The 24,477-nt window shown below is 63.4% G+C and carries 20 protein-coding genes and 1 pseudogene; 11 read left to right on the plus strand and 10 right to left on the minus strand.

The window, feature by feature from the left end; translation table 11 throughout:
* Positions 1-173: 173 nt before the first annotated feature.
* A complete protein-coding gene (locus tag F3J20_RS16470) occupies positions 174-965 on the minus strand; it encodes a hypothetical protein (RefSeq protein WP_167283911.1) in 792 nt (263 codons plus the stop codon).
* Positions 966-1,279: 314 nt separating this feature from the next.
* Between F3J20_RS16470 and F3J20_RS16475 the strand changes: the two genes are divergently transcribed.
* Positions 1,280-3,232 (plus strand): hybrid sensor histidine kinase/response regulator, encoded by a 1,953-nt coding sequence (locus F3J20_RS16475; protein ID WP_167283912.1) that lies wholly within the window; start codon positions 1,280-1,282, stop codon positions 3,230-3,232.
* On the opposite strand, the gene F3J20_RS16480 is transcribed toward F3J20_RS16475, so the two are convergent.
* From F3J20_RS16480 to F3J20_RS16495, 4 genes are all read right to left on the minus strand, one after another.
* Positions 3,198-4,010, minus strand: a complete 813-nt coding sequence (locus F3J20_RS16480) for a response regulator transcription factor (protein ID WP_167283913.1) — start codon at positions 4,008-4,010, stop codon at positions 3,198-3,200. The genes F3J20_RS16475 and F3J20_RS16480 overlap by 35 nt on opposite strands.
* Before the next feature lie 349 nt (positions 4,011-4,359).
* Entirely contained in the window at positions 4,360-4,539 is a 180-nt protein-coding gene (locus F3J20_RS16485) for a hypothetical protein (protein WP_167050177.1), read from the minus strand.
* Positions 4,514-5,518 (minus strand): cytochrome d ubiquinol oxidase subunit II, encoded by a 1,005-nt coding sequence (gene cydB / locus F3J20_RS16490; RefSeq protein ID WP_167283914.1) that lies wholly within the window; start codon positions 5,516-5,518, stop codon positions 4,514-4,516. The genes F3J20_RS16485 and cydB overlap by 26 nt, the downstream gene beginning before the upstream one ends.
* Positions 5,519-5,540: 22 nt before the next feature.
* Positions 5,541-6,965 carry a cytochrome ubiquinol oxidase subunit I gene (locus F3J20_RS16495; RefSeq protein WP_167283915.1) on the minus strand — a complete coding sequence of 475 codons (1,425 nt, stop codon included), beginning with the start codon at positions 6,963-6,965 and terminating at the stop codon, positions 5,541-5,543.
* 461 nt (positions 6,966-7,426) lie between these two features.
* Here F3J20_RS16495 and F3J20_RS16500 point away from each other — a divergent pair, with 461 nt between their 5' ends.
* The 5 genes and pseudogenes from F3J20_RS16500 to F3J20_RS16520 all read left to right on the plus strand — a co-directional run bounded on the left by F3J20_RS16500 (position 7,427) and on the right by F3J20_RS16520 (position 11,491).
* The gene (locus F3J20_RS16500) at positions 7,427-8,248 is read left to right on the plus strand and encodes an alpha/beta hydrolase (protein ID WP_167050169.1); all 822 of its coding nucleotides are present in this window, start codon (positions 7,427-7,429) and stop codon (positions 8,246-8,248) included.
* Positions 8,249-8,621: 373 nt separating this feature from the next.
* Complete coding sequence (locus F3J20_RS16505) at positions 8,622-9,416, plus strand: NAD(P)-dependent oxidoreductase (RefSeq protein WP_167050167.1); 795 nt, start codon at positions 8,622-8,624, stop codon at positions 9,414-9,416.
* Between the two features lie 491 nt (positions 9,417-9,907).
* A pseudogene (locus F3J20_RS16510) lies at positions 9,908-10,339 on the plus strand (STM2901 family protein).
* Positions 10,339-10,698 (plus strand): DUF1493 family protein, encoded by a 360-nt coding sequence (locus F3J20_RS16515; protein WP_167283916.1) that lies wholly within the window; start codon positions 10,339-10,341, stop codon positions 10,696-10,698. The pseudogene F3J20_RS16510 and the gene F3J20_RS16515 overlap by 1 nt, the downstream one beginning before the upstream one ends.
* A 529-nt stretch (positions 10,699-11,227) precedes the next feature.
* Complete coding sequence (locus F3J20_RS16520; protein ID WP_167283917.1) at positions 11,228-11,491, plus strand: hypothetical protein; 264 nt, start codon at positions 11,228-11,230, stop codon at positions 11,489-11,491.
* Positions 11,492-11,642: 151 nt separating this feature from the next.
* Here the strand turns inward: F3J20_RS16520 and F3J20_RS16525 are convergent, their stop codons facing one another.
* Complete coding sequence (locus F3J20_RS16525; protein WP_275691465.1) at positions 11,643-12,572, minus strand: 2-hydroxy-3-oxopropionate reductase; 930 nt, start codon at positions 12,570-12,572, stop codon at positions 11,643-11,645.
* Positions 12,569-13,369 carry a 2-dehydro-3-deoxyglucarate aldolase gene (garL, locus tag F3J20_RS16530; protein WP_167283919.1) on the minus strand — a complete coding sequence of 267 codons (801 nt, stop codon included), beginning with the start codon at positions 13,367-13,369 and terminating at the stop codon, positions 12,569-12,571. Before garL ends, F3J20_RS16525 begins: the two co-directional genes overlap by 4 nt.
* A gap of 269 nt (positions 13,370-13,638) precedes the next feature.
* On the opposite strand from garL, the gene F3J20_RS16535 reads away from it, so the two are divergent.
* A complete protein-coding gene (locus F3J20_RS16535; RefSeq protein WP_167049775.1) occupies positions 13,639-15,222 on the plus strand; it encodes an aldehyde dehydrogenase (NADP(+)) in 1,584 nt (527 codons plus the stop codon).
* A gap of 354 nt (positions 15,223-15,576) precedes the next feature.
* Here F3J20_RS16535 and F3J20_RS16540 read toward each other — a convergent pair whose 3' ends face one another.
* The 3 genes from F3J20_RS16540 to kdgD all read right to left on the minus strand — a co-directional run bounded on the left by F3J20_RS16540 (position 15,577) and on the right by kdgD (position 19,055).
* Positions 15,577-16,320, minus strand: coding sequence for a FadR/GntR family transcriptional regulator (locus F3J20_RS16540; protein ID WP_167049777.1), 744 nt, complete (start codon positions 16,318-16,320; stop codon positions 15,577-15,579).
* Positions 16,321-16,600: 280 nt separating this feature from the next.
* A complete protein-coding gene (locus tag F3J20_RS16545) occupies positions 16,601-17,962 on the minus strand; it encodes an MFS transporter (RefSeq protein WP_167049779.1) in 1,362 nt (453 codons plus the stop codon).
* Between the two features lie 175 nt (positions 17,963-18,137).
* Positions 18,138-19,055 (minus strand): 5-dehydro-4-deoxyglucarate dehydratase, encoded by a 918-nt coding sequence (kdgD, locus tag F3J20_RS16550; protein ID WP_167049781.1) that lies wholly within the window; start codon positions 19,053-19,055, stop codon positions 18,138-18,140.
* Between the two features lie 280 nt (positions 19,056-19,335).
* On the opposite strand from kdgD, the gene garD reads away from it, so the two are divergent.
* From garD to F3J20_RS16570, 4 genes are all read left to right on the plus strand, one after another.
* Positions 19,336-20,925, plus strand: a complete 1,590-nt coding sequence (garD, locus tag F3J20_RS16555; protein WP_167283920.1) for a galactarate dehydratase — start codon at positions 19,336-19,338, stop codon at positions 20,923-20,925.
* A 125-nt stretch (positions 20,926-21,050) separates the two neighbouring features.
* Complete coding sequence (locus F3J20_RS16560; RefSeq protein ID WP_167283921.1) at positions 21,051-21,902, plus strand: NAD(P)-dependent oxidoreductase; 852 nt, start codon at positions 21,051-21,053, stop codon at positions 21,900-21,902.
* A complete protein-coding gene (locus F3J20_RS16565; protein ID WP_167283922.1) occupies positions 21,902-22,846 on the plus strand; it encodes an SMP-30/gluconolactonase/LRE family protein in 945 nt (314 codons plus the stop codon). The genes F3J20_RS16560 and F3J20_RS16565 overlap by 1 nt, the downstream gene beginning before the upstream one ends.
* 608 nt (positions 22,847-23,454) lie before the next feature.
* Complete coding sequence (locus F3J20_RS16570; protein WP_167049789.1) at positions 23,455-24,447, plus strand: TRAP transporter substrate-binding protein; 993 nt, start codon at positions 23,455-23,457, stop codon at positions 24,445-24,447.
* The last annotated feature ends 30 nt before the right edge of the window (positions 24,448-24,477 follow it).

Here is a 24,477-nt window from a genome sequence, read left to right on the forward strand (position 1 = left end):
CAGATTTTTTATCGTAGGTGGAATGGGCGTACAAAAAAAGCGCGCCGTGCAAGGCGCGCAACCGTAGCGTGCGACGTGTCGGGCGGCATGAGTGGGCGGTTTTCTTGTGGTTTGGCCGGCCGTGCGCTCATGCGCGGGTCCATCGCTTTTTATGTGGCCTGTTATGTCGTCCGTTAGGCGGCCACTTCATTCATTTCGCTGTCGCTCGATTCCGCGGCGAGCAGGTTCAGCGCGAGCAGGATAGCTTCGCGATTTTCGATGTCGATGGCGATGCCGAGCACGTCGGTGAGCCAGCGGCCGATCTTCGTGTTGGAAAATTCCTCGGCACCGGCCGTCTTTTTCATCGTGACGCCGAGTTTGACGGCGCGATAGTGATAAGAGGGGACCCGATGCCGAGCCGCCACCGCCGCGAGCCCGCCCTTGCTTTCCGAGCACCAGCCGAGGCTGCCCGCCAGCACGATCCGTTCGGGCTCGTCGAGCCCTTCGATAAATTCGCGTGCCGCGAACCTCACGCACTGCTCGTCGAGACCGTATTGCAGCAGCACGCTTTGCACCGGATCTTCGAGTGCCTGGGCATGCAGATCGATTTCCTGCTCGATGCCCTCGTTTTCCATCGAGACGTTGCGTTGATGGCCGGCGCTGCGCAGGCAGTCGATCAGATAGCGGCGGAAATAGGCGCATACCGCGTAGCTGTTCGACGGCGCGCTGTCCGCGCAGGCGCTCGTTTCGGTGTGGCCGGGCGCGAGGCGCAGCACCTTTGCGTAGATGAACTGAGCGACCAGTTCTTCCTTGTCTTCGCCGAGCGCCTGCAATTCGAGCGGGTGATAGGTTCGCAACGCGCGCCGGACCAGTTCGACGATCGACACCATTTCGTCCGCGGACAGCCGGGTGCGTCTGCGCCACAGGTCGGGCAGGATCGCGTCGTCGAGTTGGCGGGCGAACTCGTAGCTTGGGACTGCGCCCATGGAAACCTCCGTCAGCGTGGGGACAAGGAGCGCGGTGAGCTTCGGCGGTGGGCCGCGAAGCGTTGGATGAAGCCTGAAATGCCGCGCTGAAACGTGAATGCAGTATGGTTCGCGGCAACGCTCGCGCCTATATGGATTAAGTGTTAGCTGATGGGTAAACTGCCGGGTAAACCTTCTGACGGATTCCTTTCTTTTCGTCTGAAGAGTAGACGTACGTTCGGGGAAATGTCGCGCTCGCGAAGCGGGCGCATGGTGGGGATAATCGGCGCCTGGGCCATGTCGGGGCCGCGCCGTTCGACAAAGGAGACCGCGCGATGCGGGCCGACCCGATCCAGCGTGCCATCGACGAAGACCTCGTGCGCGTGCTCTATGCGCAAGATCCGATCGCCTTCTTTTCTCACTGGTTTTCGATGGCCGTGCTCATTGCGATCTACTGGCCGCAGATACCGTCGCCAGCGCTTTTTATCGCGTGTTTCGGCTTCTATGCGCTAGCCAATTGCGCGGGCCTCGCGCTATGGATCTGCAACCGGCGCTATCCGCAACTCGTTGCGCCGCGCGAGTGGATTCGTCTGCATGCGTTGCGCGGCGTGTTGCTCTACAGCGGCCCCGGCTTCGCGGTGTGGTTCGCGTTCCAGAGTTCGCAGGCCGATCTGCCCTTGCTGCATACCGTGATGCTCGTGACGCTCGCCGCCGGCGTCTTCATGTCGAATGGTTTCGACCTCCTGAACTTTTCGACCTCGATCCCGTTCCTGCTACTGCCGTCGATCGTGCTGCATTTCGGCTCGCATACGTTCGACCGCACGATTCTCGCGATCGTCCTCGCGTTTTTCTTCTGCGCGATCAACGTCTATGCGATGAGCTACCGCAAGCTGTTTCGCCAGGTCGTGCAGGCGCGCGTCGATCAGCAGTACCTCGCGGAATCGCTGGCGACGCAAAAACGCGTGGCCGAAGAAGCTAGCCTCGCGAAGACGCGCTTTTTCGCGGCCGCGAGCCACGATTTGCGGCAGCCGCTGCATGCGATCGGACTGCTCGCGGCATCGCTGAACGATCCGGCCGCGACGCCGGTGCAGCACGCGAAGACGGCCGGGCACATCGTCTACAACGTCGAGGCGCTGAACCAGCTGTTCAACCAGGTGCTCGATCTCGCGCGGCTCGAAAGTGGCGTGACCCAGGTGATCCGCCTGCATTTCAGGCTTGCCGAACTGTTCGAGCGGGTCGGCAGCCAGTATCGTCCGCAGGCCGCGGCGAAGGGGCTCGCGCTGCGCATCGCGCCGACCGCGATGGTCGTCTACGACGACCCCGTACTGCTCGAACGCGTGCTGAGCAACCTGCTGTCGAACTCGGTGCGTTACACCGAAGAGGGCGCGATCTGGCTTGGCTTGCGGCGCGCGGGACGGCAGACGGGCGGTTTTATCGAGGTGCGCGATTCGGGCATCGGCATTGCGCCCGAGGAGCACGCGCATATTTTCGAGGAGTTCTATCAGGTCGCGAATCCGCAGCGCGACGCGCGTCAGGGGCACGGCCTCGGGCTGCCGACCGTCAAGCGGCTCGTCGATCTGCTCGGCGGCGAACTGCAGTTGCGCTCGGCGCCGGGGCGCGGCTCCGTGTTCCGCTTTGCGGTGCAGGCGGGCGACGCGGCCGGCATCGTCGGGAGTCTCAACGATTCGGTGACGGGCGGGCCGGCGGCGCAGGAGCGGCGCGTGCTGTGCATCGACGACGACCCGTCGATTCTCGAAGGAATCGAAAGCCTGCTACGGCGTTGGGGGTGCAGCGCGTTCGGCGCGCGCGATGAAGCCGAGGCGCTGGCCGCGCTCGCGGACGGCTTCGTGCCCGATGCGGTGCTCTGCGATTACCAGCTCGCGAATCACCGCACCGGCGCGCAGGCGTTGGCGGCAGTGCGCGGCGCGCTCGCGCGCGCGGGTCATGGCAATGTCGCGACCTTGCTGATTACCGGCGATATGGCGTCGACGGAACTCTCGGCGCTCGTGTTGCAGGGCATACCGGTGCTGCACAAGCCGGTGACGCCGGCGCGCCTGCGGCGCACGCTCGAAATGCTGTGGCAGCAGGCGGAACTGGACAAGGGACGGCCGGCGGCGGCACCCATGTTGCGTGACGGTGCGGGGGCGGGCATAGACGGTGGCGAGGGCGGCAAGGGTGGTGCAAGCAGCGGTGTACAGAACGAGACAGCAACCGGCGCGGCCACGGTGAGCGCCGTCGCCGCGAACCCCGTCGCTACAAACTCTTCCCCGCCTCGAGCCAGCCGTTGATTACCGCAATCGCCGTCGCGCGGTTATGCACGCCGAGCGCGCGGAAGATCACCGACAGATGCACCTTGACGGTGCCTTCGGCGACGCCGAGATCGCGCGCGATCATCTTGTTGGTCCAGCCGCGATGCACGAGCCGCATGATGTCCTGCTGACGCGGCGAGAGGTTTTCCAGCAGATGCTGCTGATGCGGCTGGAGCGCCGGCATCCGCGCGGCGGGGCTCGGGATCGGCGCCTGAGCGGCGGATTGTGCAGCGGATTGCGAAGCGCCGCCATGGCTGGCAATGCCGGCGAGCGCGGCGGCCGTTTCAGCTCCCGTGCCGGAAGCCGTGCCCGAAGCCGCGCCGGCGCAGGCATCGGCCGCTGGCGTATCGCGCGCGCCGAGCAGGCTCAGCGCTTCCATCGGCACATAGGCGCCGCCGGAGAGCACCAGCTCGATCGCCTTCAGCATCACGCTGGCGGGCTGCCGCTTCGGCACGAAGCCGAGCGCGCCGGCCGCGAGCACCGCACGCATTTCGTCGGGCGATTCTTCCGCCGACAGCACCACGAGCGGCAGCGCCGGGTTCGCCTTGAGCAGCGCTTCGAGCGAGCTTGCGCCGCTCATGCCCGGCATATGCAGATCGACGATCGCAAGATCGTGATTGGCATCGGGACGCGCGGCGCTGGCGAGTGTTTCCCAGCTATCGGCTTCGTCGAACTGGGCTTCGGGATCGAAGCCGCGCAGCATGCCTTTGACGCCTTGCCGGATCAGTTCATGGTCGTCGGCCACAAGAAACTTCATGATGTCTCCGCGAGTCGGGCCTGTCCGTTGAGGGCTACCGCCGTTGCAGGATAGTGTGCTTCTGTTCTCGTGAAACGCATCATGGCCGGTATTCCGCGCTCGTGCATCAGGCTTGCGCGGCGTGCTTTCGTCCCGATACCCGGGCCGCGCTTCTGCGTCGCTTACCGTTGTCCGCCTCGTTCCTCTCCCTCGCCGGCATCGTTCGATGCGCTACCTGATGTGTAAGGCAGGGCTCTCGCGCATAGGTTCCGGCTTGCTAGGTAGACGAGCCGCGCAGGCCTTTTTTTAAGCGCTTTCGCGCGTGCCCCGGCAGGTTATGCAGGCCGGATCGACGCGCGTTCGCAGGCGGCTATCCGACTGCGAATAACGTCGCATTCATCAGAAGCTTGAAGGCGAAACCGAGCGACATCGCCCCGGCCACGCCGCCGCACCATAGGGCGATGAACCAGAGCCAGCCCGGCAGTCTGCGTGCGCGTGGCGCGGCGGCGCGGGTGCCGGCGGGGTCAGTGATAGTGATGGGGGTCGTCATGGCGCACCTTGCCTCGGAAGATCCAGTAACCCATCGTCGTGTACGCGACGATGACCGGCAGAATCACCGCCGCGCCGGCCAGCGTGAACGTCTGACTCGTGCGCGGCGCGGCCGCTTGCCATAGCGTCAGGCTCGACGGAATCGCATACGGCCACAGGCTCACGAGTAGCCCGAGGTAGCCGAGCAGCACGAGCGTCAGCGCGAGCACGAACGGCGTGTTGTGATGGCGCGCGCGCACCGCGCGATGCATGAAGAACGTGCAGATTGCGACGAGGAACGGCACCGGCAGCAGACGGTGGAAGATGCCGTCGTGGAACCAGCGCTGCGCGATGCCGGCGTCCATCAGTGGCGTCCAGAGGCTCACGAGCGCGATGAAGCCGAGCAGCACGAGCGTGAGCGGCCATACCACGCGATGCAGCCGGCGCTGCAGATCGCCCTCGGTCTTCGCGACGAGCCAGCAGCAGCCGAGCAGCGCATAGGTCGCGACGAGCCCGAGGCCCGTCAGCAGGCTGAACGGTGTGAGCCAGCCGAACGCGTCGCCGGCATAGGCGCCGTTGATCACGGGGATGCCTTGCAGGAACGCGCCGAGCACGATGCCCTGGAAGAATGTCGCGCCGGCCGAGCCGCCGATGAAGGCGAGGTCCCACAGGTGCTTCGTGCGGCGAGCCTTCGCGCGGATCTCGAACGATACGCCGCGAAAGATCAGGCACACGAGCATGAAGACGAGCGGCAGATACAGTGCCGACAGCACGGTCGAATAGACGACCGGAAACACCGCGAACAGCGCGGCGCCGCCGAGCACGAGCCAGGTTTCGTTGCCGTCCCAGACCGGCGCGACCGTGTTCATCATCAGGTCGCGTTCCTTTTCGTCGGGGAAGAACGGGAAGACGATGCCGATGCCGAGATCGAAGCCGTCCAGCACGACATACATGAAAAGGCCCAATGCGATGATCGCGGCCCATACGACGGTGACGTCCATTTTCTTGCTCTCGAAGCTAAGGTTAGACAGCGTCGATCATCTGATCGGCGGCGGACAGCGGACGGCGTGCGGTTTGGGCGGGCGTCGGCCGGGCGAGGCTGTCGGGCGCGTCGTGCGAGCCGCTGCCGGGCCGCGCCGGACCCGAGCGCATCAGCTTCAGCATGTAGTAGATGCCGGTGCCGAACACGAGGAAGTAGACCACCACGAAGGTCATCAGCGAGAGGCCGACCTGCTGCGTGGTCAGCGGCGAGACTGCCTGCGAAGTGCGCATCACGCCGTACACGACCCACGGCTGGCGGCCCGCTTCGGTCGTGACCCAGCCGGCCAGCAAGGAGACGAAGCCGCTCGGCCCCATCGCGACGCACAGGCGCTGGAACCACTTCGCGTCGAACAGGCGCCCGCGGCGACGCAGCACCCAGGCCGCGAGCGACATCGCGATCATCAGCACGCCGAGCCCGGCCATGACGCGGAAGCTCCAGAACACCACGGTCGAGTTCGGCCGGTCCTGCGGCGGGAATGACTTGAGGCCGCGAATTTCGCCATCCCAACTATGCGTGAGGATCAGGCTGCCAAGATGCGGGATTGCGACCGCATAGCGCGTGGTTTCCGCCTTCATGTCGGGGATACCGAACAGGTTCAGCGCGGTGCCGCCTTTTTCGGTGTCCCACAGACCTTCGATCGCGGCGATCTTGGCCGGCTGATACTGGCGCGTGTTCAGACCGTGCTGATCGCCGACGAATGCCTGGATCGGCGTGAGGATCAGCAGCAACCACAGCGCCATCGAAAACATCTTCTTCACGGCCGGATCGCGCCGGCCGCGCAGCAGATGCCATGCACCGACCGCCGCGACCACGAGCCCCGCGACGATGAACGCGGCGAGCGCCATATGCGCGAGCCGGTACGGGAACGACGGATTGAAGATGATCTTGAACCAGTCGAGCGGCACGACCTGGCCGTTGACGACCTCGAAGCCTTGCGGCGTTTGCATCCAGCTATTCGAGGCGAGAATCCAGAAGGTCGAGATCAGTGTGCCTAGCGCGACCATCAGCGTTGCGCCGAAGTGCGCGCGCGGGCTCACGCGCTGCCAGCCGAACAGCATGATGCCGAGGAAGCCCGCTTCGAGAAAGAACGCGGTCATCACTTCGTACATCAGCAGCGGACCGGTGACGGGCCCCGCGAAACTCGAAAATCCCGACCAGTTGGTGCCGAACTGATAGCTCATGACGACGCCGGAGACGACGCCCATGCCGAAGGCCACTGCAAAGATCTTCGACCAGAACAGGCAAAGATCTTGGTAGTACGCCTTACCGGTTTGCAGCCAGCGCCATTCGAGCACGGCGATGAAACTGGCGAGACCGATACTGAGCGCCGGAAAAACGATGTGGAATGAAACGGTGAACGCAAATTGAATGCGGGCGAGATCGAATGCCGAGATTGCGGAGTTCATGAGCGTGAGGTGCGTGATGGCCGCGCGAGCGGACTACGCGCGTCGACTGTTGTCGGTGCGCACTGCGCTGGGCAGATGACGCAAGCGTAGGTGATCGAAGCAAATCGTGCTGCGCTGCGGCGTGCGTCAAAAAACCGCCTTGTTTTATGCGCGATACGCCGATGGGGCGCGCAAGCTATTGATGGGTATCAAGTTTTACTGATCGATGCACGTGCGCTGTTTTGCGCGCCTCGACGCGCGCTGCGGCAATCGACCGCGCTGCAGCAGGGTGATTGGGCAACGTTTGGGCAAGGCCCGGGTTCGGTTGTGGTCCGTTTTCAACCGAGGATCGATCCGTCCGGCCCGACATCGCGGGCCGGCGAGCTGGCGGGAGGATTCTTTTACTTCTACGATGCACGTTGCCGAAGCCGTTTCATCCCCACCTGCCGACGACGGCAGACTTCAACCTGAGGAGTCAGTCGATGAGCACGATCAAGACGAAAGACGGTACCGCGATTTTCTACAAGGATTGGGGCAAGGGGCGCCCGGTCGTGTTTTCGCATGGCTGGCCGCTCACCGCCGATGCGTGGGATGCGCAGATGCTGTTTCTCGGCAACAAGGGCTTTCGCGTGATCGCGCATGACCGCCGCGGCCATGGCCGCTCGGAGCAGCCGTGGGACGGCAACGAGATGGACACCTACGCCGACGATCTCGCGGCGCTGATCGAGCATCTCGACCTGCGGGACGCGACGCTGGTCGGCCATTCGACGGGCGGCGGCGAAGTCGCGCACTACATCGGCCGGCATGGCACGGCGCGTGTCGCCAGGGCCGTGCTGATCGGCGCGGTGCCGCCGCTGATGTTGAAGACAGCCGACAATCCGCTCGGCCTGCCGATCGACGTATTCGACGGCATTCGCAAGGGCGTCGAAGACGATCGCTCACAGTTCTTCAAGGACCTGGCGGTGCCGTTCTACGGCTACAACCGCGCGGGCGCGAAGGTGTCGCAGGGCGTGATCGATTCGTTCTGGCGTCAGGGCATGGCCGGCTCGATCAAGGGGCTGTACGAGTGCATCAGGCAGTTCTCCGAAGTCGACTATACCGGGGACCTGAAGAAGATCGACGTGCCGACGCTCGTGCTGCATGGCGACGACGACCAGATCGTGCCGATCGACGCCGCCGGGCGGCAGACCGCCAAGATCGTCAAGGACGCGACGCTGAAGGTCTATCCGGGCGGCCAGCACGGCATGTGCACGACCGAGGCGGACAAGGTCAACGCCGATCTGCTCGAATTCATCGGCTCGTGAACGCGTAATGGTGTGACGGCAGGCATGACGGCGCGGGGAGGATGGAGGGCGGGTCATGTTGGCTGTCCTTACGATCATCCTCGCGGTTTGCCGACTTTATCGACGGGCCGGAAACGCCCGTCATGGAGTAGGGAAATACTCACTTAGTTATATGATGTCTTATAAATATAAGACTGGTATCTCTTTGTTTTAAAAGGGATTGGCGAGCCTGAGATCGTTAAAATAAGGGTAAATGCCTGGTTGAAATCAACCCGGCCATCGTTGATAGTCTGTTATCGTACAACTTGAGTGTAGGGTGCGACGTAGTGCGTCCTTCACTCGCTTCCTCTGTTTTCCAGTTCGATCTCGCGCGCGGCGCAGTAAAGGAACCCCTATGAAGAAGATTGCCCTGAGTGGCGCCGGCGGCCAGCTCGGCTCCGTCGTTCGTGCCGCGTTCGTCGCGCGTGGTACTCCGTTGCGTTCGGCGGCGGGCTCGAAAGTGCTGACGCCGCTCGTCGAAGGCGAAGACGTCATGAACGGCGACCTGCGCGATCCGGCGGTCGTCGACCGGCTGCTCAACGGCGTGGACGTGCTGATCCACTTCGCCGGCACGAGCGTCGAGCGTCCGCTGCCCGAGATCATCGAGAACAATCTGCGCGGCCTTGTCGAAGTCTACGAAGGTGCGCGCCGCAACGGCGTGAAGCGCATCGTGTTCGCGAGCTCGAACCACGCGATCGGCATGTACCCGGTCACCGAACATCTGAGCCTCGACTGCGAAGTGCGCCCGGACGGCTTCTATGGCTTGTCGAAGGTGTGGGGCGAAGCGCTCGCGCGCATGTACTGGGACAAGCACGGCATCGAGAGCGTGTGCGTGCGCATCGGCAGCTGCCTCGAGCGGCCGACCGAGCCACGTCAGCTCAGCACGTGGTTCGGCCATGAAGACCTCATGCACTTCCTCGACCGCTGCATCGAAGTGGAAGACATCGGCTTCCTGACGGTCTGGGGCGTGTCGGCGAACACGCGCAGCTGGTGGGACAACAGCGGCGCCGAGCGCCTCGGCTACCGGCCGAAGCAGAATTCCGAAGATTACGCCGCGGACGTCCTGTCGCGCCCGAATCCGCTCGACGCGTTTGGTCAGCGCTTCCAGGGCGGCGCGTTTGTCGGCATCGATTATTCGCGCAAGGATTGATTGGCGGTTCGAGTGGCGCTTGCGCCATGGTCGGTTGCCGCGGTGACGGTGGAATAGAGTGAATGGCAGTCGGCTCGGAAGAGTTTGATTGCCGATAGGCGGCGCCCGGTGGGCGCCGTTTTTTTTCGGGATGAAGAGGTTGGCTGCCGGGAGTGAGACATCTTGTGATGCCGTTGGTTTGTTACGGTGGCAATTTTGAGAAGAGATGAGTGAGAGAAGGGGCCGTTGGAAAGTCAGTCTAAAATTTTTAAAATATAAATTATAAATAACTGATTTTTCAGTGAATTGTCTTTAATGAGAGAGCTTATCGACCCGGGTTGCCAAGCGACGTAAAGGAGTGGAAGGAATTTGACCTTCACTACAAAAAATTTCGAGATAAATAATTTGGCGGGAATATTTTATTGGGATAGCTAAAAAGATTGATCGATACGGCAGAGATGGCTATTATCGCGACCTTCCTTATGCTGAGGCAGCCTTGCTAACAATATGATATGAGCAGCGCGTACTATTACGATGGACACCGGGATTTGTCTCCTGCCGAGCTATTCATTTTTATTGTCATGCAAGAAGTCGGTGAGCGCCTGGGTATTGATGATATTGAATATCTGATACTGATGCTTTCTGGACTTAATGTGTTACCGACAAGAGCGAAGCCAGCAGGCGCTACACAAGGAACATCCGTGGCATCGGTCATGTCAAGATCGATTTTTAGATACCAATTAAAGAAAAAGATACTGCCAACATTTACCCTGGAAAGTATGAAGACGTTCAGATGAGTCTTAACACACAAACTGGGCACCTTTGTTGGAAGGACCTTGCCTGGTGTGGGTTGGATTATGATGGCAAAGGATGTGTACGAAATTATGGATCATGCGATTATCAAATATAATCAGATCGTCAGATCCGAAGACAGGGTGTTTTGATGAGTGAGCGCTCATGGCTAGATTTAAGAAATTTCATCGTAGAAGAAGCCTGTTTTCCGCCTGATAAGCTAATCACCGAGGACATGAGCGTCGTATATTCATTGGGCCAGTGCGGAGATGATGCCAATGAATTCATGGAGAAATATTTCCTGACTTTCAGAGTGGATCGGGGAGACTATGAATTCAGTCGGTATTTTTTCATGGAGGGGGAGGGATTTATTTTTTATTTCGTTAAGAAATTTATCCTGCGAAAACCTCTGTCGCTGAAAAGAGAGTTGATGACGGTGGGCATGCTGTATAGAGCCATAGTCCATGGAAAATGGGATTGTAGGGTTTTGTCTGAGGGGCGATTTTATTGAAGAGGATTAAACGGAGGAATACTCCATACTGGACACCCGTCGGCGGCCTCTGGCAGACGAGCACTTGATTTGGACACTGATAGAAAACCAGAGGTCCACTTATGTTTTTTTTGATAGCCATTCAACAGAGGTCATCCGTGTCGAGGTAGGGGCGTTCGATTTTTCGGTCTGCCTGAGCTCAAAAAACTCCCTCATTGCAGATAGACATGCTTGTGTCTTTAATTGCAGGTTTTTGGATTTTAAGATTTAAAATTTTTCTTATTTTTATAATTTCGAAGTGCCGATAATCTCAATAATATTCCGATTTTATTGGGATGCCCTGCTCCTGGAAATATATGGCATCATCAGCGTCTAAATTTCAGATGAATAATTCAACAATTAATTGCCGGTCGAGGAGGGCAGGGAGTGGCATTGCATGGAAAATTTATTATCTATAACGAACCTTTGAGGCGCGCACTCCTGCACACGTTCATCATCCCTGCTCGTAATTCAGGGATTCGCGCATATGGAACCATCGAGGTAATAGCGAATGGTGCCACTTGTCCGTAGATTTTTTAAGGTGGTGTTGTTTATCGGATTATTTCTTCTCTCTGTCCGCTATGTTCACACCTACCCATTGCCGATGACTGAGAGCCAGTTGGATTTCTGGTTCTCCGTTTCTGAGCGGTTTGGTATTCGTGACCCTGAGGACCTCTATGTCCCGGTTATGGTGATTATTGAATTAATCGTTACGATCTTCGCGGATATCATCATTATCAGGCTCTGGCGGCATTACTGGGCAAAGCGGGCCTGATTCAGCCCAAAACGGCGCTGCCGCAAACGAACAAAAGCCGCCGCGCCACCCCCATCTGCAACCAGGAGCGAACGCAGCGGCATAACAGCCAACCGCGCACCCAACCGCGCATAAAACGAAATCACACCGGACGAAACCACACCGTCCGAAATTACGCCGGCGTCTGCCCGATCTCGTGATTCGCGAGCACTTCGAGCGCACGCACCATCGCCGAGTGGTCCCACGCCTTGCCGCCGTGCGCAACGCATGCGTTGAAGAGCGCCTGGCAGGTCGCCGTGTTCGGCAGCGACACGCCGAGCGCCTGCGCGGTCGATAGCGCGAGGTTCAGGTCCTTCTGGTGCAGCTCGATGCGGAAGCCCGGATCGAAGGTGCGCTTCGTCATGCGCTCGCCATGCACTTCGAGAATACGCGACGACGCGAAGCCGCCCATCAGCGCCTCGCGCACGCGCGCCGGATCGACGCCGGCCTTCGACGCGAGCAGCAGCGCCTCGCCCACGGCCTCGATGGTCGCCGCGACGATCACCTGGTTCGCGACCTTGCACACCTGGCCCGCGCCGACCGCGCCGATCAGCGTGACGTTCTTGCCCATCATGTCGAAGAGCGGCTTGACGGTGTCGAACGTGCTCTGCTCGCCGCCGACCATGATCGTTAGCGAACCGGCCTTCGCGCCCACTTCGCCGCCCGAGACCGGCGCGTCGAGGTAGTCGGCGCCGCGCTCGCGCACGCGTGCCGCGAAATCGCGCGTCGCCATCGGCGAGATCGAGCTCATGTCGACCACGATCTGGCCCGCGCGCAGGCCGCTCGCGAGCCCCTGTTCGCCGAACAGCACGCGTTCGACGTCGGGCGTGTCCGGCACCATCACGAAGATCACGTCGGCCTGCGCGGCCACCGCGGCCGGGCTGTCGCACGCGACGGCGCCGGCCTGGGTCAGCTCGCCGGGCACGCCGCTGCGCGTGAACGCGGCGAGCGGCACGCCGTTCTTCAGAAGGTTGGCGGCCATGGGCTTGCCCATGATGCCGAGTCCGATAAAGCCTGCTTTTTTCATGGAATGCTCCGGAGATGTCGTGGCGGCGGCGCTCAAGCCTGCCCCGCCGGTTTCTGCATGAAGTGCTTCTGAACCGACTGCGCGGCGCCCTTGAGCAGCCCGAGGTCCGCGCAGACCGCGATGATGCGCGTGCCCATCGACAGATAGCGTTCCGCATCCGCCTGCACGGGCGCGAGGATGCCGCTCGATTTGCCGGCTGCCTGCGCGCGCTCGAATACGTGCGCGATGGCCTGCTGCACGTCGGGGTGGTTCGCGTTGCCGAGATGGCCGTACGAGGCCGCGAGATCGGACGGGCCGACGAAGACCGCGTCGATGCCGTCCACGGCGAGAATGCGGTCGATCGCCTCGACCGACTTGCGGCTTTCGATCTGCGGGATCACGCAGACGTTCTCGTTGGCGATGGCGAAATAATCGGCGACCGTGCCGTAGCGGTTGCCGCGGTGGCCGACCGACACGCCGCGGATGCCCTGCGGCGGGTAGCGCGTCGAGGCGACGGCGCGCGCGGCGTCGTCGGCGCTGTCGACGAACGGCACGAGGAAGTTCGAGAAGCCGCTGTCGAGAAAGCGCTTGATGACGACGCTGTCGTTGGCCGGCGGCCGCACGACCGGCGCGCTGCCGCTGTCCTTGAGCGCCATCAGCTGCGGAATCAGCGTGAGCACGTCGTTGGGGGCGTGCTCGGCATCCAGCAGCATCCAGTCGAAGCCGACCGTGCCCAGCAGTTCGGTGGCGATCGGGCTGGCGAGCGACGCCCAGCAGCCGATCTGGGTTTCTCCGCCGCGCACCGCGTGTCGGAAGCGGTTGGGCAGGGACTGATAAGGCGTGACGGCGGACATGCGGTATCTCCTCGAACTGCGATGGATCGGGAAAAAGCGGCGACGATGCGGGCGGCGCGCCGGGAAGCGCACCGGAAAACACGGCCACGACGGCGAAACGCGAAGTTATAAGTCGTCGTACATCTTTGGGAAGATTAGCACCGCTATCTGTTCTTGTAACGGCCACGTAAACCCGAATACCCCGTCCAACAGGCGATTCGGGTTGCGTGTAGCCCCTGCAATGTTGTAGGATGACCTATATCTTTAGTCGTCATTTAAGGAAAACCCAAATGCCTATTACCGGTGAAATGCTGATCGGTCGCCAAGCCGTGCGCGGCAGCGAAAAAGCGCTGCGCGCATTCAATCCCGCCACGGGTTCCGAGATTGCCGAGCCGGTGTTCGGCAGCGGCACCGTGGCGAACGTCGACGCCGCGTGCGAACTCGCGCGCGCGGCGTTCGACGCCTACCGTCAATTGCCGCTGACGGTGCGCGCCGAGTTTCTCGAGCGTATCGCCGATGGCATCACCGCGCTCGGCGACGAGCTGATCGAGCGCGCGATGGCTGAATCGGGCCTGCCGAAGGCGCGTCTCGAAGGCGAACGCGGTCGCACCACGGGCCAGCTCAAGCTGTTCGCGCAGACCGTGCGCGCGGGCCAGTGGCTCACCGCCACGCTCGACTCGCCGCTGCCGGAGCGCAAGCCGCTGCCGCGCTCGGATCTGCGCATGCAGAAGATCGCGCTCGGCCCGGTCGCCGTGTTCGGCGCGAGCAACTTCCCGCTCGCATTCTCGGTGGCCGGCGGCGACACCGCCGCGGCACTGGCCGCCGGCTGCCCGGTCGTCGTCAAGGCGCACCGCGCGCACCTCGGCACGTCGGAGCTGGTCGGCCGCGTGATCCAGCGCGTCGCGCAGGAAATGGACCTGCCGGAAGGCGTGTTCTCGATGATCGTCGGCGCGGGTAACTCGGTCGGCGAGGCGCTGGTCGCGCATCCGGCCATCAAGGCGGTCGGCTTCACCGGTTCGCGCGCGGGCGGCACCTCGCTGATGCGCGTCGCGGCGGCGCGCCCCGAGCCGATCCCGGTCTATGCCGAAATGAGCAGCATCAACCCGGTGTTCCTGATGCCGAGCGCGCTGGCCGCACGCGGCGACAGCATCGCGCGCGGTTTCGTCGACTCGCTCGTGCTCGGCGCGGGCCAGTTCTGCACGAACCCGGGCCTCGCAATCGCGATCGACAGCGACGCGCTGAAAAGCTTCGTCGCCACCGCGTCGGAAGCGCTCGCCGCCAAGCCGGCGCAGACCATGCTGACCTCGGGCATCCACGCCGCGTACGAAGACGGCGAAAGCAAGCTGGCTGCAACCCGGGGTGTCGAAGTCGTGGCGCGCGGCGTCGCGGCAACCGGCCCGACCCAGGCTTGTGCGGCGCTGTTCGTGACCGACGCGCAGACGTTCCTGTCGAACCCGGCGCTCGAAGACGAAGTGTTCGGCCCGGTGTCGACGATCATCCGCTGCAAGGACGAGCAGGAACTGCTGCAGGTGGCTGAGCACTTCGCGGGTCAGCTGACCGCGACGCTGCAAATGGACAGCGCCGACGTGGCGGCGGCAAAGAAGCTTGTGCCGATCCTCGAACGCAAGGCCGGCCGGATTCTGGTCAACGGTTTCCCGACCGGTGTCGAAGTGTGTCACGCGATGGTGCACGGCGGCCCGTTCCCGGCAACTTCGGACAGCCGCGCGACGTCGGTAGGTACGACGTCTATCGACCGCTTCCTGCGCCCGGTGTGCTACCAGGACTTCCCGGCCGAACTGTTGCCGCAAACGCTGGCCGACGGCAATCCGCTGGAGCTGTGGCGCCGTCGCGATGGCGAGCTCACGCGCGGTTGAGTGCGTGAGGTTGGCCCGAGTTGCTGATCTGACTGGCCTCTGATGTGCCTGCCTGGGCGGACTCCGCCTGGGCAGGGCGCCGAATGGGGCGAGAGTGAGGAAAGAATCGGGCGAGAACCGGGCGAGTCGCGGCAGCAAACAGCGCGGCAGCAGGCGGAACGCAAAAGCAGGCGGAACGCAAAAGCAGGCGGAACGCAAAAGCAGGCGGAACGCAAAAGCAGGCGGAACGCAAAAGCAGGCGGAACGCAAAAGCAGGCGGAACGCAAAAGCAGGCGGAACGCAAAAGCAGGACGAAAAAAATGGCCGGGAAAATCCCGGCCATTTTTTTCGCCTACGGCGTCAGAACCCGCAACGTCAGCTATTCGCGTCGCTCACTTCGTTCGCGCGACGCAGCCGCTCGCGGCTATTCGACAGATGCATGCGCATCGCCGCGCGCGCCCCTTCCGCGTCGTGCCGCGAGATCGCTTCGAGAATGCTCTCGTGTTCGAGATTGACGAGCGACAGGTACGAATCCGGATCGGCGCGCGCAATGCCGGCCGAGTCGAGCCGGTTGCGCGGAATCAGCGCGCTGCCCATCTGCGAAAGGATGTCGACGAAATAGCGGTTGCCCGTCGCGCGCGCCACCGAGATATGGAATTGCAGATCGGCGTCGACGCTGTCGAGCCCGTTGTGACGCGTCGCTTCGATCGCGTCGAGCGCGGCGCGCATGCGCGCGAGGTCGTCCGGATTGGCGCGTTGCGCCGCGAGACCCGCGCATTCGGTTTCGAGGCTGATGCGCAGTTCGAGAATGGAGAGCACGTCGCGCAGCGTCGTGGCGGGCACCATGTCGATGCCGAGCTTTTCGCGCGGCGGCTCGAGCACGAAGCTGCCGATGCCGTGGCGCGTCTCGATGATCTTGCCCGCCTGCAGGCGTGAAATGGCCTCGCGAATCACGGTGCGGCTCACGCTGAGCGTGCTCATCAGCTGCGATTCGGTCGGGAGTTTGTCGCCGGGCTTCAGTGCGTTGGTCGCAATCTGCTCGGTAACATAATTGACGACGAACTCGGCAAGATTGCGAGCGCGTCGTGGCGGTGCCGCGGATGCCAGTGGTGTAGCCATCGAAAACGCCCCCTGATCGGAAAGTTGCAATTTAATTATACCGTCGTCTGACGACTGATTATATAAGCGCCGGATCGGTTTCGGCGAAGTTGTCGTCGATATCGGCGACGTCTGCCGATCGATCGGCGCACGCCGCGCCCGGATACGGGGCAGGGCGCCGCCCGCCGGGCGGGCGGAAGTACGATAACTGCTGTAAACGCGGCGGCGGCCGTTGCGCCGAGGCCCGAAAACCCCAGCCGCGAGACGACCGCCGCGCGCGGTGCCGGCTTTTGCGTGCCGTTCAGGCCGCCGTGTGCAGCTCGACGCGCCGGATGTCCTTCACGATCACGAGGTAGCTGAACACCGTCAGCAGCGCGTTCGCGCCGACGAACACCAGCGCGCCGTTGAACGAGCCCGTGCGCGCGACGAGGTAGCCGATCACGATCGGCGTGACGATGCCCGCGACGTTGCCGAACATGTTGAAGATCGCGCCCGACAGGCCGAGCGCTTCCTTCGGCGACGTATCGGCGACCACGGCCCAGCCGAGCGCGCCGATGCCCTTGCCGAAGAACGCGAGCGACATCAGCGCGACCACGATCCAGTCGGTCGAGACGTAGTTGCAGCCGATGATGCAGGTCGACAGCAGCATGCCGCCGACGATCGGCACCTTGCGTGCGACCGTGAGCGAACAGCCGCGCCGGATCAGCCCGTCCGAGATGACGCCGCCGAGCACGCCGCCCGAAAAGCCGCAGATTGCCGGCAGCGAGGCGACGAGCCCCGCGTGCAGGATCGTCATGCCGCGCGCCTGCACGAGGTAGATCGGAAACCAGGTCAGGAAGAAGTAGGTCAGCACGTTGATGCAGTACTGCGCGAGGTAGACGCCGAGCAGCATGCGGTTGCCGAGCAGCTGGCGCACGAGCGCGAGGCCGCCGGACGGCGCGACGTCTGCGGGGCTTGCCTTGCGTGCGCCGTTGACGAGGCCGCCGCCTTGCTCGATGTATTCGAGCTCGGCACGCGACACGCGCGGATGGTCGGCGGGATTCTTCATGAACTTCAGCCACGTCAGCGCGAGCAGCAGCCCGATCACGCCCATCACGACGTAGACCGCCTGCCAGCCGAACACGTGGGTGAGCCAGGCCATCAGCGGCGTGAACACGACCGCGGCAAAGTATTGCGCAGCGTTAAAAATGGCCGAGGCGGTGCCGCGCTCGTTGGTCGGAAACCAGCTTGCGACGACCTTGGCGTTGGCCGGAAACGCCGGCGATTCCGCCGCACCCATCACGAAGCGCAGCACGAACAGCGCGGAAACTGCCGCGCCGGCGCTGCCGAGCAGGCCGATCGAGCTTTGCAGCAGCGTGAACAGCGACCACGAAAAAATGCTCGCCGCGTACACGCGGCGCGCGCCGAAGCGGTCGAGCAGCCAGCCGGCCGGCAGTTGCGACAGCACATAGGCCCAGCTGAACGCGGAGAAGATGTAGCCCATGCGGATCGCGTCGAGGCTGAACGCGGCGCGCATCGCGGAGCCGGTGATGGACAGCGTCGCGCGGTCGGCGTAATTGAGCGTGGTGATCAGAAAGATCAGCAGCAGGATCGCGTAGCGGACTTTCGTGCGCGCCGCGGTGCTGGCGGGGTTGGCGGGACTGGCCGCGCGGCTCGTGTTCATGGTCGTCTCCTGAATTGTTTCCGGCCTGCGGGCGGCCTTCGGGTGCGCTGGCTTACCGGTAGCCAGAAACAGAAGCGCCCGGCGACGTTGCCGTGCCGGGCGCTCGTGACGGGAGCGCGGCGAGCGCTCCCTGTCGTACGGCCGCGAACGTTGCGCAAGCCGTGAGGCCGGTGCCTTACTGCGGTCCGAGCTTCTTGATCAGCGCGTCGAGCTGTTCCATTTCTTCCGGCGTCAGATCGGTCAGCGGTGCGCGCACCGGACCCGCACTGTGGCCGACCAGCTTCGCGCCCGCCTTGACGATGCTGACTGCGTAGCCGGCGCGGCGGTTGCGGATCTTCAGGTACGGCAGGAAGAATTCGTCGATCAGCTTGCCGACCGTGGCGTGGTCGTCGGCGGCGATCGCGCGGTAGAACTCCATTGCCGTCTTCGGGATGAAGTTGAACACGGCCGACGAGTAGACCGGCACGCCGAGCGCCTTGTAGGCGGCAGCGTAGACTTCAGCGGTCGGCAGGCCGCCGAGGTACGAGAAGCGCTCGCCGAGGCGGCGGCGGATCGTCACCATGTTTTCGATCTCGCCCACGCCGTCCTTGAAGCCGATCAGGTTCGGGCAGCTGTCGGCGAGGCGCTCGAGCATGTCGGCGTTGAGCTTCGAATTCGCGCGGTTGTAGATGATCACGCCCATGTTCGGCACGGCCTTGCAGACTTCCTCGGCGTGCGCCGCGATGCCTTCCTGGCTCGCTTCGGTCAGGTAGTGCGGCATCAGCAGGATGCCGTGCGCGCCGTGGCGCTCGGCTTCCTGCGCGTAGGCGATCGCCACGCGGGTCGGGCCGCCCGCACCGGCGAGGATCGGCACCTTGCCCTTGCAGACTTCGGTGGCGGTGCGCACGACCTTCGAGTAGTCGTCGTGCGTCAGCGAGAAGAATTCACCGGTGCCGCCGGCCACGAACAGCGCCGACGCGCCGTACGGCGCGAGCCATTCGAGGCGCTCGGCGTAAGTGTCGGCGCGGAATTCGCCCTGTTCGTCGAAGTCGGTGACCGGGAAGGAGAGAAGGCCTTCCGAAACGATCTGCTTGAGTTCCTGCGGTGTCGTCATTTGAGTATCCAGGCGTCGGGATGAGTCGATCGGTAGTCGGGTCGGTCAGCGGACCCGGACCCGTGCTTGTAGAAATTCATTGGAACGTCGATTTCTTATACGTCATCGTACAACAACAAATCCGGTAACTCAACGGGGTTTTCACGGCATAATGCACGCCATAGGGTAAATACGGAACATTCAGGCAAAGTTTCATGTTGTAGGATGACGTATGAATGGCTGGCGCAGCAGGCCGACGGCGCCTGGACGGCGCCTGAATAACGCCTAAAGGATCGATGCAATGGAACAAACTCCGCTCTACATACGCGTTCACCCCAACGACAACGTCGCGATCGTCGTCAACGACGGCGGCCTGGGCGAGGGTGCGGTATTCCCCGATGGCCTCAAGCTGCTCGAGCGCGTGCCGCAGGGCCACAAGGTCGCGCTGGCCGATCTGGCCGAGGGAGACGAGGTGGTCCGCTACAACGTGGTGATCGGCTATGCGCTGAAGCCGCTGCCGAAGGGCAGCTGGATCAACGAGCACGTGATCCGTATGCCGAGCCCGCCGGGGCTCGAAGACCTGCCGATCGCCACGACCAAAGCGCCGGACATGCCGCCGCTCGACGGCTACACGTTCGAGGGCTACCGCAACGCGGACGGCTCGGTCGGCACGCGCAACATCCTCGCGATCACGACCACCGTGCAGTGCGTGGCCGACGTGGTGCAGCACGCGGTCACGCGCATCAAGGCCGAGCTGCTGCCGAAATACCCGAACGTCGACGACGTGGTGAGCCTCGGCCACACCTACGGCTGCGGCGTCGCGATCGACGCGCCCGACGCGATGGTGCCGATCCGCACCGTGCGCAATATCGCGCTGAACCCGAACTTCGGCGGCGAAGTGATGATGGTGAGCCTCGGCTGCGAAAAGCTGCAGCCCGAGCGCCTGATGCCGCCGGGCACGATTCCGATCGCGGCGGCCGCGGTGGTGGATGACGTGGCCGACGTCGGCGACGTCGCGCTCGACCAGAACGGCGACGTCGTGGTGCTGCAGGACGAGTCGCACGTCGGCTTCCAGTCGATGATCGAGTCGATCATGCGGATGGCCGAGGGCCACCTGAAGCGCCTGAACAACCGCCGCCGCGAAACCTGCCCGGCCTCCGATCTCGTGATCGGCGTGCAGTGCGGCGGCAGCGACGCGTTCTCGGGCCTGACCGCGAACCCGGCCGTCGGCTTCGCGACCGACCTGCTGGTGCGCGCCGGCGCGACCGTGATGTTCTCCGAAGTCACCGAGGTGCGCGACGGCGTCGATCAGCTGACCGCGCGCGCGGCCAACGCGGACGTCGCCGCGGCGATCATCCGCGAAATGCAGTGGTACGACGATTACCTGAAGCGCGGCGGCGCCGACCGCAGCGCGAACACCACGCCCGGCAACAAGAAGGGCGGCCTGTCGAACATCGTCGAAAAGGCGATGGGCTCGATCATCAAGTCGGGCAATTCGGCCATCTCCGGCGTGCTGTCGCCGGGCGAGAAGGTGCGCCAGAAGGGCCTGATCTACGCGGCGACGCCGGCCAGCGACTTCATCTGCGGCACGCTGCAGGTCGCCTCGGGCATCACGCTGCACGTCTTCACGACCGGCCGCGGCACGCCGTACAGCCTCGCCGAAGTGCCGGTCATCAAGGTCGCGACGCGCTCGGACCTCGCGCGCCGCTGGCATGACCTGATGGACATCAACGCCGGCACGATCGCCACCGGCGCCTCGACCATCGAAGAGGTGGGCTGGGAACTGTTCCGTCTGATGCTCGAAGTCGCGAGCGGGCGCAAGGAGACCTGCGCGGAGAAGCTCGGGCTGCACAATGCGTTGACGCTGTTCAACCCGGCGCCGGTGACCTGATAATCCGCTTACCCGCTGGCTTCGTCGGGGGGCGCCGGTTGCGCCGGCCTTCCCCTGTCTCCAGTTCAACCGATTCGCTCGCATCCCACGGGCTGATCTGATCGCACTCACACCAACAAAAAGACATGACCGATTCGAACGTTGACCGCTCCGCGGCAAAGAAACCCTTCCGCCGTCTGCTCCTCACCGGCGCCGCGGGCAATCTCGGCAAGCAGCTGCGTCCCGCGCTCGCCGAATGGGCCGACATCGTGCGCGTGTCCGACATCGCGCCGCTCGGCGAAGTCGCCGCCCACGAGGAAGCCGCCGTCGTCGACCTCGCCGACAAAGCCGCGGTTCACGCGCTGCTCGACGGCGTGGACGCAGTCGTGCATCTCGGCGGCATTTCCGTCGAAGCGCCGTTCGAGGACCTGATCGAAGCGAACATCCGCGGCCTGTACAACCTCTACTCGGCCGCGCAGAAGCACGGCGTGAAGCGCGTCATCTACGCCAGCTCGAACCATGCGGTGGGCTTCCATCCGGTGACCTCGGTCGTCGACCTCGACGCGCCGCTGCGTCCGGACGGCATGTACGGCGTGACCAAGTGCTTCGGCGAAGCGCTGTCGCGCTACTACTTCGACCGCTTCGGCCTCGAAACCGTCTGCCTGCGCATCGGCTCGTCGTTCGAGCAGCCGAAGAACGCGCGCATGCTCGTCACCTACCTGAGCTACCGCGACTTCATCGAACTCGTGCGCTGCTCGCTGTTCACGAACCGCGTCGGCCATGCGATCGCCTATGGCGTGTCGAACAACCGCATCTCGTGGGTGGACAACACCAAGGCCGCGTTCCTCGGCTTCCGTCCGCAGGACAGCTCGCAGCAGTTCGAGCACCTGTTCCCGGCCGGCGCGCCCGACACGCGCTTCGACGATCCGACCCAGCAGTTCCAGGGCGGTCCGTTCGTGCTGGCCGGACCGATGGAGCCGAAGGGCGAGGCGCAATAATGAGCGCGACGGCCAATCCGAAGGTGGAGCGGCTCGAAGCCGCCGGGCCGCTGCCCGCGGCGACGGGCGAAAGCCCGGTCTGGCGCGCGGCGGAGCAGGCGCTCTACTGGGTCGACATTCCGGCGAAGAAGATCGTGCGGGCGCGCGTCGAGACCGGCGAGCGCAGCGAATGGCTGATGCCGGAGCAGGCCGCCTGTATCGCGTTCGACCGTGACGGCACGGTGCTCGCCGGCTGCGAGACGGGGCTGTTCGCGGTGACGCTGGGCGATGCGCCGGCGGTATCGGCCACGCCGGGCGGCGAGCCGCTGACGGCGACGCTCCGCAAGCTCGCGGCGCCGGTATTTCCGCGCGCCGGCATGCGTTTCAACGACGGCCGCTGCGACCGGCAAGGGCGCTTCTGGTCCGGCACGATGGTCATGGACATGGCCGCGGCGATTCCGGACGGCGCGCTGTACCGCTTCGACGCGAACGGCGTGCTGTCCGCGCCGGTCGTCGACGCGCTGATTACGCAGAACGGCCTCGCATGGTCGCCGGACGGCACGACGATGTATCTGTCGGATTCGCATCCGCTGCGCCGGCTGATCTGGGCGTTCGACTACGACGTCGAGACGGGCGAGCCGCGCAACCGGCGCGTGTTCGCCGATCTGAACCACCATGCAGGCCGTCCCGACGGCGCGGCGGTGGACGCCGACGGCTGCTACTGGATCTGCGCCAACGACGCCGGCCTGCTGCTGCGTTTCACGCCGCAAGGCAAGCTCGACCGGCAGATCGCGGTGCCGGCCGTGAAGCCGGCCATGTGCGCGTTCGGCGGCCGCGAGCTCGACACGCTGTTCGTCACGTCGATTCGCCCCGGCACCGGCGCGACCGAGCACGACGGCCATGTGTTCGCGGTGCGGCCCGGCGTGAGCGGGCTGCCCGAGCCGGAATTCGCGGGCCGGCTGTAATCAGGCTTGCACGCAGAAAGCGCCGGGACGAAGTGCTTCTCCCGGCGCTTTTTATTTGAAGAGTTGTTTGTCCTGCCTTTTATTTGTCACTCATCGTACAACGTGTGGCGTGGAGACCACGAAGCTCTCCGTGCTTCGTCCATAAAAAAACCAGCGCTTCGCGAGACCCCCGCCGATCCTGCCTCTGCGCCGTGCCATCTGGCACGGCCTTGGTGCCGTGCCGCACCGGTCATTGCTACCGCATCGCTTATTTGTGCGGGTAAATACCGTCTGTACAAGTCAAAAACGCTTTTATAGACTTCGTATGTCGTCGTACAACATATAAGCCCAAACAAATGGCTTTCTGCGAAAGTCGGGCTGTCGTACTCAACACGGCGGCTTTCGGGTGAGCAGCAGCCTGGTTCGCGCAAGTTCGAAAGCGTGCCGACGCGATGGAAGCAAGGAAGTCGAGTTGTCAATGGAGTGCTGGGCCACCTGTGCCGGGGATCGTTGCACAGCCAGTACGGCAGGCGCCCGCATCTGCGAGGGGCGAGCGCATAGCCGGAGACGCATTAAAACCATGTCACATCCGCATTCGATGGGATGGTCAATTTTTAAGGAATGTCACGATGAACAAGAAGTTTGCCTCTTCCCGTGTTCCGATGATCGTCGCCGCCGCGGCGCTGGCGTTCAGCACGATGTCGGCTGAAGCGCGCGTGTTCCGCTCGGCGGACGTGCACGGCGACACCTTCCCGACCAACATGGCCGTGAAGTATATGGGCGACGAGATCAGCAAGGCGACCAACGGCAAGGACTCGATCAAGGTCTTCGGCAACAGCGCACTCGGTTCCGAAAACGACACGGTCGACCAGCTCCGCATCGGCGCGCTCGACATGGCGCGTATCAACGGCGCGGCGTTCAACGAAATCGTGCCGGAATCGATGATTCCGTCGCTGCCGTTCCTGTTCCGCGACATCGACCATTTCCGCAAGGTGATGTACGGCCCGGAAGGCCAGAAGATTCTCGACGCGTTCGCGGCGAAGGGCATGATCGCACTGACGTTCTATGAAAGCGGCGCACGCTCGATGTACGCGAAGAAGCCGATCAAGTCGCCGGCCGACATGAAGGGCGTGAAGGTGCGCGTGCAGCCGTCGGACCTGATGGTCGACGAAATCAAGGCAATGGGCGGCACGCCGACCCCGATGCCGTTCGCCGAAGTCTATACGGGCCTGAAGACCGGCCTCGTCGACGGCGCGGAAAACAACCTGCCGTCGTACGAAGAAACCAAGCACTACGAAGTGGCGAACGTCTTCTCGGAGACCGAGCACTCGATGACGCCGGAAGTGGTGGTGTTCTCGAAGAAGGTGTGGGACACGCTGAGCCCGCAGGAACAGCAGATCATCAAGAAGGCGGCGGTCGACTCGGTGCCTTACTACGTGAAGCTGTGGACCGCGCGTGAAGCCGACGCACAGAAGACGGTCACGCAAGGCGGCGCGACGATCATCCCGGCTTCGCAGATCGACCGCGCGGCGTTCGTGAAGGCGATGCAGCCGGTGTGGGCGAAGTACGAGAAGACCCCGCAAATGAAGCAGATCGTCGACGAAATCCAGGCCATCAAGTAAGTCTCGCGTCCCGGACGCAACCCGTATCGG

Source organism: Paraburkholderia sp. Cy-641 (assembly GCF_011752945.1).
In the GTDB taxonomy this organism is placed as follows: domain Bacteria; phylum Pseudomonadota; class Gammaproteobacteria; order Burkholderiales; family Burkholderiaceae; genus Paraburkholderia.

Excerpts from the sequence above, each read along its gene's own strand:
- F3J20_RS16470 (WP_167283911.1), bottom strand. The coding sequence starts at position 965 with ATGGGCGCAGTCCCAAGCTACGAGTTCGCCCGCCAACTCGACGACGCG.
- F3J20_RS16475 (WP_167283912.1), top strand. The coding sequence starts at position 1,280 with ATGCGGGCCGACCCGATCCAGCGTGCCATCGACGAAGACCTCGTGCGC.
- F3J20_RS16480 (WP_167283913.1), bottom strand. The coding sequence starts at position 4,010 with ATGAAGTTTCTTGTGGCCGACGACCATGAACTGATCCGGCAAGGCGTC.
- F3J20_RS16485 (WP_167050177.1), bottom strand. The coding sequence starts at position 4,539 with ATGACGACCCCCATCACTATCACTGACCCCGCCGGCACCCGCGCCGCC.
- cydB (WP_167283914.1), bottom strand. The coding sequence starts at position 5,518 with ATGGACGTCACCGTCGTATGGGCCGCGATCATCGCATTGGGCCTTTTC.
- F3J20_RS16495 (WP_167283915.1), bottom strand. The coding sequence starts at position 6,965 with ATGAACTCCGCAATCTCGGCATTCGATCTCGCCCGCATTCAATTTGCG.
- F3J20_RS16500 (WP_167050169.1), top strand. The coding sequence starts at position 7,427 with ATGAGCACGATCAAGACGAAAGACGGTACCGCGATTTTCTACAAGGAT.
- F3J20_RS16505 (WP_167050167.1), top strand. The coding sequence starts at position 8,622 with ATGAAGAAGATTGCCCTGAGTGGCGCCGGCGGCCAGCTCGGCTCCGTC.
- F3J20_RS16515 (WP_167283916.1), top strand. The coding sequence starts at position 10,339 with ATGAGTGAGCGCTCATGGCTAGATTTAAGAAATTTCATCGTAGAAGAA.
- F3J20_RS16520 (WP_167283917.1), top strand. The coding sequence starts at position 11,228 with ATGGTGCCACTTGTCCGTAGATTTTTTAAGGTGGTGTTGTTTATCGGA.
- garL (WP_167283919.1), bottom strand. The coding sequence starts at position 13,369 with ATGTCCGCCGTCACGCCTTATCAGTCCCTGCCCAACCGCTTCCGACAC.
- F3J20_RS16535 (WP_167049775.1), top strand. The coding sequence starts at position 13,639 with ATGCCTATTACCGGTGAAATGCTGATCGGTCGCCAAGCCGTGCGCGGC.
- F3J20_RS16540 (WP_167049777.1), bottom strand. The coding sequence starts at position 16,320 with ATGGCTACACCACTGGCATCCGCGGCACCGCCACGACGCGCTCGCAAT.
- F3J20_RS16545 (WP_167049779.1), bottom strand. The coding sequence starts at position 17,962 with ATGAACACGAGCCGCGCGGCCAGTCCCGCCAACCCCGCCAGCACCGCG.
- kdgD (WP_167049781.1), bottom strand. The coding sequence starts at position 19,055 with ATGACGACACCGCAGGAACTCAAGCAGATCGTTTCGGAAGGCCTTCTC.
- garD (WP_167283920.1), top strand. The coding sequence starts at position 19,336 with ATGGAACAAACTCCGCTCTACATACGCGTTCACCCCAACGACAACGTC.
- F3J20_RS16560 (WP_167283921.1), top strand. The coding sequence starts at position 21,051 with ATGACCGATTCGAACGTTGACCGCTCCGCGGCAAAGAAACCCTTCCGC.
- F3J20_RS16565 (WP_167283922.1), top strand. The coding sequence starts at position 21,902 with ATGAGCGCGACGGCCAATCCGAAGGTGGAGCGGCTCGAAGCCGCCGGG.
- F3J20_RS16570 (WP_167049789.1), top strand. The coding sequence starts at position 23,455 with ATGAACAAGAAGTTTGCCTCTTCCCGTGTTCCGATGATCGTCGCCGCC.